Genomic DNA, 10692 nt, shown 5'->3' on the forward strand with positions numbered 1-10692 from the left:
TCTCACGCCTGCGGTGGATCTGCGCTCGATGTCACACGCTGGAGAGGCATAGCGCTTTCGGCAAGTGCCCAAATGCGTCGCGGCAGTCTGCATGTCAGCAGCATCACCTGAACGATCCAGACACCACCAGTTTCAAAACAACTCCGAAGGCGGCGTGCCTTTCAACTTCAATGCCGCCGCTGCTGCTCGCGCACGGTTCAAGCTCTGCGTGCAACGCCAACCCTTCGACTGACTGCCCGTCGGTGCAACGGCGCAACCAGAAACAGCGCCGTGACCGACAGCCAGACACTGACCAGCAGCACCGGTTGAGCGTTGTCGCCTGATACCCACTGCGACGCCAATAGCGGTCCGAATGCGCAGCCCAGCAGTTGCATGCCCGGAATGAGCCCGGCGATGCGTCCCGAGGGGTCGATTTGAAGCGCGATGCGCACCTGAAACGGCGTCAACATCAGGTAGATCAGGGCAAAAAGACCGCACAGTCCCAGAAATACATTTACGCCCTGATCAGCCGTTATGTAAATGCCCAGCGCAATGCTCGCCAGGAGCAGTGCGGCGGCGGCCAGCATGGAATAGTCAGGCACCCGGCGCACCAGCAAAATGCCCAGACAGCCGCCCAGGACCTGCATGAACAGCATCGCCGAGACAAGCAATTGAGCCGAGTGCGCATCCAGCCCTGCGTGAATGCCCAGCGGTTCCAGGTACGCCCAAAGCCCGCCTACCGCCGAGAGCTGCATGAACACCAACATCAATAGCAGCACCTGCTTCAGGTTCCATTTGAAGCCTGATACTTCCGGTTGTTTGTCAGGCTGTTGCGGCAGGCGTTTGGGTAGCCAGGCAACGAACAGCACGGAGCCTGCTGTCAGAATTCCCAGAAACACAAAGCCTGCGTAGACACTTTGATCAGGCAGTATCAGATACGCAAGTGCTGCGGCTATCAGTGCCTGAGCCAGTGTCTGAACCACCATGAACACACCTGCCACCCGATCCGGCGCAGGCCCCTGAACGATCAGGCTCACGGCCCCCCATAACAGTAGCCCCTCGGCCAGTCCCGCCAGCGAGCGGGCCGCCGTTAACGGTCCGTCGCCAGTGACGTTGGCCGTAACCAGGTCCATTCCGGCTGCGCACAGAATGGCGATGACCGTAAGCAGGCGCAGGTTGAGCATTGACCGCAGCAAGTCACCCAGTACCACGCCCAGCCCCAGCGCCACGATTTCGCCCATGGCGACCAGCCCTACGCCCTCAAGCGACACATGGTTTTGCGCGAGCAATTCGCCCAACAGCAGCGGCTGCAGTCCCACCATCAATACCGCGACAGAGCCCAGTGCCAATGCGGCACTCAAATGCCTGCGAGTTACAGCGGACGACGTTTGCATGGCATGCGCCTCTTGAGAAGTTTTAGTAACCGCGGGTTTCTGGTGGGATCTTGCCTTCGGCAAAACACTGCGCCGCCCGCTTCTCGTCTTTCATCAGTCTTCCGTTGGCGACCAGCACCACCCACCAGGGCAATAGCGTGAGGTGCGTACCGCACGCCTTGGCCAGGGTGTAGGCCTTGGCGCACTTTTCGAACAATTCTGCGTTGAGCACCATTCGAGGGCCTGTGGTGCCCATCACAGCCGGAATTCCATCGATAACCGCGGCATTCCCGCCACGCGTCAATGCATGTGCCAGGGGCCTATCAGCACTGGCGGGCGAACCCATGTGGCCTATGTGACGTGCCTGCTCATCAAATAGAATCGGCAGGACACCGCCAAAATCGACAAGGCTTTTTGCAAAGGCCCCACCGCCGATCAGGATTGCGCCGACATCGGCACGAACCCTGTAGATAGCTGCGTGGGTCTGGCGCTCATCCTCTGCGGAATAGGAAAACGCGACAGCCTGCGGTGCCAGGTCGTCGAGTTTCCCTAGCCACATGCCCTGCTCGCCTGGCAAGCGCAATGAAATACTGCTGTGTGAGTCCACCTGACCCATCATCCGTTCGCGCAGCTCAAACCACTGCTTTCGAAGTAAATCGCGCATGGTGCTCACCTCACACCAGTTGAAAAACGGCGTCGAACCGCTCGAGCGCGTCATCAATGACGTCGTCGGTGTCTGCCAGGCTGGTGTAGATACGGCTGCCCGCGAGGGTGATCAGGCCGTGAGCGGTATACGCGGCCCCCATCTCCTCCATCATGTGCTTGCGGGTCTTGGCTTCATTGCGTGCCCTGAGCAGCTTGAGCGGATTACTGGTGTCAAGCAGCAGCACACCGGAAGTCTGCAGATGCACGATAGAGCCCATGTTGTAGGCAACATAAGGCAAGCCACGTCGATTGATGATTTCATCAAGTCCTGCGCGCATGCGGTCGCCCGCCCTGCCCGCCAGCGCCGGCGCGTTCAGGCGGCGCGCTTCCAGCAGCGCGTAATAACCGGCGACGCACGACAGCGGGTTAGCCGACAGCGTCCCGCCCACGAACGCCCTTCGGGAAGATGTACCAATGCCACCGGCCAGCAGTTGCATCACGTCTCTGCGTCCGCCAATGGCACCCGCCATCGGGTAGCCTCCCGTCAGGCATTTACCCAGTACCGTGATGTCCGGCATGACATTGAAATAAGCTTGCGCGCCGCCCAGGCCCGCACGAAACCCGGTGACCACCTCGTCGAAAATAAGCAGTGCGCCAAATTCGTTGCACAGCGCACGCAACTGTCGGTTGAAGTCCGCGTGTACCGGGCGTGTGCCACTTTCCGGGCCGAAGGGTTCGACCATAATCGCTGCAGTGCCGCCACGAAGGCGATTGATCTGCAGCCTGCGGCGTAATGCATCCAGATTATTGGGCGGGCTCTCCTGCGTGTTTGCCGTAGCGCCTCGCGGAATACCCACCGCCTCCATGCGTCCGGTGCCCGGCAGGCGCATGCCGTAGACCAGTTGGTCGCTCCAGCCGTGATAGGCGCCGCCGATTTTGATCACCCACTTCTTGCTGGTGTAGGCGCGTGCCAGGCGTACCGCTGCCATCACCGCTTCAGTGCCCGAGCCCAGCAAGCGCAGCATGTCGACACCGGGCATCACTTCACAGACCAGTTCGGCCAGCTTGACCTCGTATTCATGCAGCAAGCCGGTCACCGGCCCGCATTCATCGAGAACACGGTTGACCTGCTCGCGAATGGCCGGGTGATTCGAACCCAACAATGTGGGGCCACCTGCCTGTAGAAAATCGGTGTAGCGATTGCCGTCGACATCCGTCAGGTGCGCACCTTTGGCCTGGGCGAAGGCCAGCGGAAACGGATAGTTGAACGCGAGGTTGTGTTGCACACCTCCCGGTATGACTTTTTTGGCTGCCTCGGAAAGACGCTTCGAGCCCTGACAGCGCTCATCGAAATAGCCCATGACCTTGCTCATTGCTTCACGTTTGATCGGGCGAATGGGCTGTTTCACCAGTTCGTCGAACCGGCGATAGAGGGAATCGACGTCCGGCCATTGCGATACGGCCGATTCGGGAATTGCAGGCATGCTGGCAGGGTCAAGATGTTCGTTCATGATTGAGTCTCTGAAAAAGTCTGAGGGCTGAGTGCGTGCGAGCTGGAACTGGTCAGGGCGTCGATCAGGCGGGCTATTGCAGCGCGTGACTCAGGTTTTCCACGGGTATTGACTTTGATCTGGTTGATAAGATGATCACGACAGAATGTTTCCAGGTCCTCCAGGCGCGTCAGGGTGGTCTCGATATCCGGACCGCAACACAGAACGCCGTGATTGCGCATCAGGTAAACGTTGTGATCCGGCCGGATGGCCCTGCCGAGCTTGCCGGCCAGCCAGCCGGAGCCGGACGGCGCGTAACCCACCAATTGAATGCGTTTGCCCAGCGATTTCCATAGCGGTGGGTAAGGCACGTCCAGCGCTTTGCCGAACAATGTGCAGGCGCTGGCCAGGGGTTGGTGGGTGTGGATACTGCAATTGACATCCGGGCGACTGCGCAGGACTTTGGCGTGCAACTCGCTTTCCACCGAAGGCGAACGCTCACCCGACAGTTGCTGCAGATCCTTGAGCCGCAGGACGCAGACATCCTCCGGTCGCATGCTGAAATAGTCGGTGGCCGACGGCGTGACCGCGATGTGCAGCGCGTCGATACGCAGCGCAAGGTTGCCGCCGGTGGCGGCGAAGAAGCCGCGGCGTGAGAGATGCCGCGACAGGTCGACGATCTGTTGTTGGACGTTGTTCATGGTGTCGTCTCCTGGGGTTGGTTCAACCTGCGATACAGCGGTGCCAGGCGTTTGCGGACTTCCTTGAACGTGGCGAAGCGGTCGTCATACAGGTTTCGGGTTGACCGGGATGGCTCGTACAGTCGATGCGGCCTTTGCAGTGTCGGAAGATCGTTGAACTGCAACTTCCCGAGCGCTACCGCAGCGATGAATGCCGCGCCGCGGGCGTTGGTCTGAATGGGGTTGTGCGGTTGCTGAATGACACGCCCGCAGACATCGGCCATGATCTGGCACCACACATCCGATTGCGCTCCGCCTCCGGTGGCGACGATGACTCCGCTCGACTGGCCGATAAACCGCGAGAACGGCGCCAGCATCCAGCGTGTGTTATGGGCAACGCCTTCCATGAAGGCCCGGATAATGTCTTCCCTGGAATGTTCGAGTTTCAGGTTGATCAAGCCGGCACGCAGGCTCGGATCACCAACCGGGGAGCGTTCGCCACACAGCCATGGCGTGTAGATCAGCCCGCGCGAACCCGGCGGCACGCGCGCTGCGATACGGTCAAGCAAGGCATATACATCCGGCTGTTGCTCATCGCTCAACAGCTCGTCCGGGTGGTAAAGCACTTTGTCACGCAGAAACGACAGGTTGGCACCTGCAGCCGATTGCATGGCCATTGCCAGATAACGGCCCTTGACCGCACTGGGAACCGCAGCAATATGGTGGCGGACACTGGATTTCTTGAACGGTACGTGCGCGCCGACCCAGGACGAGGTGCCCAGGTAAAGGTGCGGAGCAAAGTCCCGCACCGTGGCACCAACAGCCACTGCCGAAGTGTCTACGGCACCTGCAACCACGGGCGTGGATCGAGGTAGCCCCAATACATCTGCCAGCTCGGGTTTCAATGTGCCGATGACTTCGGTCGAGCCCACCAGCTCGGGCAGTCTGCCGGCGTCGATGCCCAGCGCCTTTATCAGCCCGTCATCGTAGCGAATGCGATGAGGGTCCCGATTGTCGGTAATCCAGGCGGTCAGCATCGAGTCGCCTGTCGCACAGTAACGACCCGACAACCGCATGTTCATGTAGTCGAGCACATTCAGAAACTTGTGGGTCTTTTCATACCGTGCAGGGTCATGATCAAGGATGTAGGCCATGTGCCCGGCCGAGTCCATCCCGGACAGAGACGCCACCCCGCCTGTCAGTCGCAACGAACGCCAGAGCTTGAGTGGCCCGTAGCCGCCAAGATTGCACCAGCCTCCGCCCATTCGCTGTTTGATGGAGTCGGCGCCGCGCTTGTCCAGCCACAGCAGTGCCCGGCCAATCGCGGCCCCATTGCGGTCGACACAGACCGTGCCTTCGCTTTGCGTGGAGCAACAGATGGCCACGACCTGACGACGCCTGAGCGGGTCGGCTCCCAGCAGCTCGTTGGCGCCAAGCATGAAAGCATTCCACCAGTCCTCCGGCTCCTGCTCTGCACTCAGGCCACTGACATGCAACGGCACACCGTGAAACGCCCAGGCACGGATGTCTCCCTCAATGGAGACCAGTGCGCACTTGCAGCCGGACGTTCCCAGGTCAATCGCGAGGACGAGTTGCTCCAGGCCGGTAACCGCCTCAGGCGTCCGGGAAATGAAAAGCGAAGTCATAAAGGTCTACTCAGAATGTGCGGGAAATCGACGCCACCCAGCGATTGCCATCCGTGGTTCGCACATGTCCGTCGTCTTCGGCCATATACAGCTCACGCGCCCGGGTCTTGGTTGTCACCCAGTCGAGTCCCCAGTCAAAGCCCCACCAGTGATGGACCAGACCTACGCCGTAGTCAGCGAAGTTCGCTTCCGAAAAGTTGGCGATCTGCTGATAACCGGCGTGCAGTTTGAGGTGGGTATTGATGCCCAGCGCGTACTTATAATCCAGGTCATACAACATGCTGCCTCGGGAGTTCTGGTCACCCTTGGCATAGCATTCCAGGCCTTTGGTCGGGTCTTCACGGAACTGCAATTGCGCCCCGCACACGCCACCGCTGTTGGCGCCCCGGTAGTTCTTTGACAGCACCCGGGCAATTCGGCCTTCAAGTGCGCCATAACCGATTTCCAGCACGGCAAACTGACTGTTGTAATTGGTCGTATGCTCATCGCCCGGCGTGAAGGTCTCGAAGTCGAAGCGATTGGGCGCTTTGAACCGAGCCCCCGGAAACATCTCCGCCGCCAGCCCTATACCATAGTGCCAGGCATCGGGATCGCCAAAGCGATAACCCCCTGCGAGCAGCACTCCCAGACCATTACCGTCGAGGAACTGCTTCTTGCTGACTGTAGAAAATTCGGCAAGCGCTACCAGGCCTGTTTCATGAGCAACCTGAAAGGTTACTTTGGCCCCTGGGCGATTCAGGGAGTCGGAAATGCCGCGGGTGCGAATGTCCGAGCTGGCCTTGGCGGTGATATCCACCGCGTAGCTCGACATTTCATCGGCGATAGCCAGGGTGCTGCCTACTGCGGAGCACAATGCTGCAGCCATTACATAGCGAGTTGTATAAGTGCGCATGATTCTCTCCCACGCTGAAGGGCCGGATTTACAATTTGCAAACCGGGGCAGGAGGCAGTGTTGCGATACGCTCGAATTGCTCTGTCTTGCCGAGAATTTCGGTGCCGACAAAAGCCCTTACATTCAGGCGTCCGTCCTTGACCCGGACGGCGCCCTTATATTTTTTCTGATCACGGGGGTCATATACCCAGCCATCGCGCCAGGCATCCTGGTCATAGCGGGTCAGTTGTAGAATCTGTACACCGCAGTCACTCGACGTCGAGGCAACATCCTTGACCCAGACAACCTGCCCGCAGATGGCGCCTGCCTTGTCTGCGCAGTCATCAAGCTTGACCACGGCGTCTTTTTCCGCCGTCAACCAAAGGCCCTTTGCCTCCAGCGGACCCGCAGCAGCGTGAATACCGGTGGAGCACATCAGAAGAGAAGAGAGGAAAAGACATTGCCGTGCGTTCATAGCGTCACCTTTTTTTATTTTTTGTTTTAACAAATCATCACACTAACGACGCTTCAGTTATGATAGTCATCGCTACACGATAGTTATAGCTATCATTTTATCGTGAAACAACTATTTTTTTCGACCGCCCTGCTGGCGCCCCACTCTTTTTGACAGGTACTTATGGCCAGGCTGAAAACTGAACCCTCTCCTGCGCAGGTCGCAGGCAAAACCGTCGAGCGCAAGAAGCTGCCTGCGCAGCAACGCGCCACTGAAACCTACGAACGCATTCTGGTCGCCACGGCAAACACCTTGTGCGAGGTCGGCATAGAGCGCTTGTCGACCAATCTCGTGTGTGAACGGGCAGGCCTTACACCGCCGGCGCTGTACCGCTATTTCCCCAATAAATACGCGCTGTTGACGGTTCTTGGTGAGCGTCTGCTGGAGAAGCAGAACGAGCGGATTGATCACTGGATCACTCCCGAGATGATCGCAGGTACGCCGCAGGCACTGGAGCAGGCGCTTGCCGAACTGATTCTGGATACTTACCGGGTTACCGACGCCACGCTGGGCGGCATGTGGACGCTGAAAGCGTTAAGGGCAGTTCCTGCACTGGAGCATGTGCGGCTCGACTCTCACCGCAGGGTGTCCAAGGCCCAGGCCGCGATCATTGCCAGCGCTATTCCCAAGGCTGATCCCAAGCAGATAGCTATGGTTGCCCGTGTGGCGGTCGAGATGATTCACGCCACCATCGAATTGCTGTTCGATGAGCCTCTCGACCCGGCAAAGACCTGTGCCATGGTAGCGGCAATGATCGTCAGCCATCTGGATCGCCTTGATCCCGAACCTGCACCTGACAAATGAATACGCGAGAACAGGTTGACCGTTTCGGCCACTTGAACCGGCCGGATCGCCCCTTCATCGGTTGGCGATGGTTCTATACGGTTACGTGAGCCAGAACGTAATCGCAACACTGCATCTATCTTATAAAAACACGCAGCCACAGGAGCAGCTTCATGAATCAGCCCGCAAGGATCACGCCCACTACGCCGTCTCCCGCTCCGGGGCTAACCGAGCTGTTCGAGGCGCAGAAAGCTGCAGTTCGCGCGCAAGGGGTGCCCTCCTACGCTCAACGAGTCGCCGACCTCAACGCCATTCTGCGAGTGGTCAGCGACAATCAGGACAGGTTGCTTGAAGCGGTCAGCGCAGACTTCGGCAACCGCTCGTTCGCTGAAACCAGGCTCGGCGAGCTGATGCCTGTCATCAACGGCATCAAGCACATTCGCTCGCATCTCAAGGCGTGGATGCGCCCCTCCAGACGCAAGGTGGGTATTGTTTTCAAGCCTGCCACTGCCAGGGTCATTTATCAGCCGCTGGGCGTAGTCGGTATTCTCGCGCCCTGGAATTATCCGCTGACGCTGACACTGGTGCCCTTGATAGAGGCACTGGCAGCGGGCAACCGGGTGATGATCAAACCTTCGGAATTGACCCCCAGAACCTCTGAGCTGCTCCAGCAATTGCTGGGTGAAACGTTCTCTGCCGAGCAGGTCACAGTGGTCACGGGAGATGCACTGCTGGCAAGCCGGTTCAGTGAGTTGCCCTTTGACCACCTGGTATTCACCGGGTCGACCCACGTAGGTCGCCATGTCATGGCGGCGGCAGCGCGTAACCTGACGCCGGTGACACTGGAGCTGGGCGGCAAATCGCCGGTAGTGATCTGCGACGACTATTCGATTAAAAAAGCGGCACGGATGCTTGCTATCGGCAAACTGTTCAACGCCGGGCAGACCTGCGTGGCACCCGACTACGTAATGGTCCCGCGCGAACATGTAATCAGTTTTGCCGGCGAGTGGCTGGCGGCTGCGAAAAAACTTTACCCGACACTCGAAGGTAATCCGGACTACACCTCGATCATCTCCCAGCGCCACCACGACCGGCTCGTGAGCATGGCCAACCAGGCCATCTCAAAAGGGGCGAAGGCATGGCAACACGGTGCGCCGGTGTCGACCCACGAACGTAAAATTGCGCCCATGGTGCTCACGGATGTACCGCTTGACGCCGACCTGATGCAGGAAGAGATTTTTGGTCCGCTGCTGCCGATACTTGCATATGACTCCCTGGATGAAGCCATAAGCTTTATCAATGATCGCCCCGCGCCTCTGGCCCTTTACTGTTTTTCCAACGACCAGACGTCCGTGGACCAGGTGCTGAACCGGACGCAATCCGGCGGTGTGACCATCAATGGCACCATGCTGCACGCCACTCAGGATGATCTGCCGTTTGGCGGCGTCGGGCAGAGTGGGACCGGGGCCTATCACGGCTATGAGGGCTTCGTTCGTCTGTCCCATGCTCGCGGTGTTCTCAAGTTGAGCCGCTTCAACATGTCTGACAAGGTCTCGGCACCTTATGGACGGCTGACACGCCTTGTAACCCGCATCATGCTCGGCAAATAGACGTTTGCCGAGCAACTGCGTCAGGTGACAGGATGTCGCCCCGCCACGATATAGCCCCTGCCCTGCCTTCCAAGCAGCCAATGATAATCACTGTTTGTGATGATCCAGTATTTATGTAACATCAGAGCGTTATTCTTTGCTCACTTCAACTAGCCGTGTTTTAAAAGGCATCTAACGCAGGCATCTAGCGGGCACATCACTCACGGCCAAGTTGATGTGACCGCTGTTTGCGTTTGACGTCTAAGCTAGTGTCAGCATTTCTGAAATCATGGATGACTCAATGCCACACACATTACTACCCCACATAGGCAGGGCCATAGCCAGCATCGGCAGCGGCCATTTTTCCAGCATGTTCCACAAGCTTATTGATACTCAGCTTGCCGTGGATGCCACCCACTTTTCCTCACTGCCACAGCCCTGGCAAACGCTGCCCGCGTCGGCACCCACAGTCTTCAACGAAACGGTGACGTCCTCACGCGGCACCTTGCTGCTCAGCGACTCGATCCATCTTTATCCTGCGCAGGCCTCGGAAAACTTCAGCTGCAAGATAACCGTCTTCAGGGCGCTGCCAGCGCATGAGTTTTCGGACAATGAACGTCGTCAGCTAAGCACTATCTCACCGCTTTTGTTCTCGATACTCGAAAGGCATGTCAATGCCTTGCAAATGACAATGATCACTGTCAAACCGAAAAAAACCGAAAGCGTCGAAGAGCGCTTTCATGACCGTTTGCGCGAAACAGGTATGACATTGTCCGAGCGGGAAATGCAGGTGTGCATAGGTCTGCTCGCCGGTCATACCGCAATCGAGCAGGCCGAACGGCTTGCGCTCAAGGTCAATACGGTAGGCAGTTACCAGCGCCGCGCCGCCATCAAACTGGGCATCAGCGGTCGGCACTCGCTGATGCGCTGGATGTATGGCTCATCGGAAAGCGCTTGTTCAGCCTGTTGAACGCCGTTCAAGAGGACTGTTTGAGTAACAGACAGAATAGGTAGCCAATGCCATAGGAAGGGGTGATATCGATCACCCCGCCCATGCGTCTTATTGCCGGTAACGCTGGCCTGGCTTGTCGCCTGCCGGACGCTTGCGCCCTGTCAAACGGT

At 58.5% G+C, this 10692-nt stretch carries 10 protein-coding genes; 3 read left to right on the forward strand and 7 right to left on the reverse strand.

Annotated elements, in window-relative coordinates; genetic code table 11:
* Window positions 1-197: 197 nt before the first annotated feature.
* From RGM3321_RS24660 to RGM3321_RS24690, 7 genes are read right to left on the reverse strand one after another with little or no spacing between them, the layout of a single operon-like run.
* On the reverse strand, window positions 198-1373 hold the full coding sequence (locus RGM3321_RS24660; protein WP_244395212.1) for an MFS transporter: 1176 nt from the start codon (window positions 1371-1373) through the stop codon (window positions 198-200).
* A 22-nt stretch (window positions 1374-1395) separates the two neighbouring features.
* A complete protein-coding gene (locus RGM3321_RS24665) occupies window positions 1396-2016 on the reverse strand; it encodes a class II aldolase/adducin family protein (protein WP_244395213.1) in 621 nt (206 codons plus the stop codon).
* 10 nt (window positions 2017-2026) lie between these two features.
* On the reverse strand, window positions 2027-3508 hold the full coding sequence (locus RGM3321_RS24670; RefSeq protein ID WP_244395214.1) for an aminotransferase class III-fold pyridoxal phosphate-dependent enzyme: 1482 nt from the start codon (window positions 3506-3508) through the stop codon (window positions 2027-2029).
* On the reverse strand, window positions 3505-4188 hold the full coding sequence (locus tag RGM3321_RS24675; protein WP_244395215.1) for a class II aldolase/adducin family protein: 684 nt from the start codon (window positions 4186-4188) through the stop codon (window positions 3505-3507). Before RGM3321_RS24675 ends, RGM3321_RS24670 begins: the two co-directional genes overlap by 4 nt.
* On the reverse strand, window positions 4185-5813 hold the full coding sequence (locus tag RGM3321_RS24680) for an FGGY-family carbohydrate kinase (RefSeq protein WP_244395216.1): 1629 nt from the start codon (window positions 5811-5813) through the stop codon (window positions 4185-4187). Before RGM3321_RS24680 ends, RGM3321_RS24675 begins: the two co-directional genes overlap by 4 nt.
* Before the next feature lie 10 nt (window positions 5814-5823).
* Window positions 5824-6705 carry a TorF family putative porin gene (locus tag RGM3321_RS24685; RefSeq protein ID WP_244395217.1) on the reverse strand — a complete coding sequence of 294 codons (882 nt, stop codon included), beginning with the start codon at window positions 6703-6705 and terminating at the stop codon, window positions 5824-5826.
* A gap of 28 nt (window positions 6706-6733) precedes the next feature.
* Entirely contained in the window at window positions 6734-7159 is a 426-nt protein-coding gene (locus tag RGM3321_RS24690) for a DUF2147 domain-containing protein (RefSeq protein WP_244395357.1), read from the reverse strand.
* A 162-nt stretch (window positions 7160-7321) separates the two neighbouring features.
* Between RGM3321_RS24690 and RGM3321_RS24695 the strand changes: the two genes are divergently transcribed.
* The 3 genes from RGM3321_RS24695 to RGM3321_RS24705 all read left to right on the forward strand — a co-directional run bounded on the left by RGM3321_RS24695 (window position 7322) and on the right by RGM3321_RS24705 (window position 10540).
* A complete protein-coding gene (locus tag RGM3321_RS24695) occupies window positions 7322-8002 on the forward strand; it encodes a TetR/AcrR family transcriptional regulator (protein WP_244395218.1) in 681 nt (226 codons plus the stop codon).
* A 152-nt stretch (window positions 8003-8154) separates the two neighbouring features.
* Window positions 8155-9591, forward strand: a complete 1437-nt coding sequence (locus RGM3321_RS24700) for a coniferyl aldehyde dehydrogenase (protein ID WP_244395219.1) — start codon at window positions 8155-8157, stop codon at window positions 9589-9591.
* Between the two features lie 280 nt (window positions 9592-9871).
* A complete protein-coding gene (locus RGM3321_RS24705; protein WP_244395220.1) occupies window positions 9872-10540 on the forward strand; it encodes a LuxR C-terminal-related transcriptional regulator in 669 nt (222 codons plus the stop codon).
* Window positions 10541-10692 lie beyond the last annotated feature (152 nt).

The sequence above is a fragment of the Pseudomonas sp. RGM 3321 genome (genome assembly GCF_022836805.1).
Taxonomy (GTDB): domain Bacteria; phylum Pseudomonadota; class Gammaproteobacteria; order Pseudomonadales; family Pseudomonadaceae; genus Aquipseudomonas.

Excerpts from the sequence above, each read along its gene's own strand:
- RGM3321_RS24660 (WP_244395212.1), bottom strand. The coding sequence starts at position 1,373 with ATGCAAACGTCGTCCGCTGTAACTCGCAGGCATTTGAGTGCCGCATTG.
- RGM3321_RS24665 (WP_244395213.1), bottom strand. The coding sequence starts at position 2,016 with ATGCGCGATTTACTTCGAAAGCAGTGGTTTGAGCTGCGCGAACGGATG.
- RGM3321_RS24670 (WP_244395214.1), bottom strand. The coding sequence starts at position 3,508 with ATGAACGAACATCTTGACCCTGCCAGCATGCCTGCAATTCCCGAATCG.
- RGM3321_RS24675 (WP_244395215.1), bottom strand. The coding sequence starts at position 4,188 with ATGAACAACGTCCAACAACAGATCGTCGACCTGTCGCGGCATCTCTCA.
- RGM3321_RS24680 (WP_244395216.1), bottom strand. The coding sequence starts at position 5,813 with ATGACTTCGCTTTTCATTTCCCGGACGCCTGAGGCGGTTACCGGCCTG.
- RGM3321_RS24685 (WP_244395217.1), bottom strand. The coding sequence starts at position 6,705 with ATGCGCACTTATACAACTCGCTATGTAATGGCTGCAGCATTGTGCTCC.
- RGM3321_RS24690 (WP_244395357.1), bottom strand. The coding sequence starts at position 7,159 with ATGAACGCACGGCAATGTCTTTTCCTCTCTTCTCTTCTGATGTGCTCC.
- RGM3321_RS24695 (WP_244395218.1), top strand. The coding sequence starts at position 7,322 with ATGGCCAGGCTGAAAACTGAACCCTCTCCTGCGCAGGTCGCAGGCAAA.
- RGM3321_RS24700 (WP_244395219.1), top strand. The coding sequence starts at position 8,155 with ATGAATCAGCCCGCAAGGATCACGCCCACTACGCCGTCTCCCGCTCCG.
- RGM3321_RS24705 (WP_244395220.1), top strand. The coding sequence starts at position 9,872 with ATGCCACACACATTACTACCCCACATAGGCAGGGCCATAGCCAGCATC.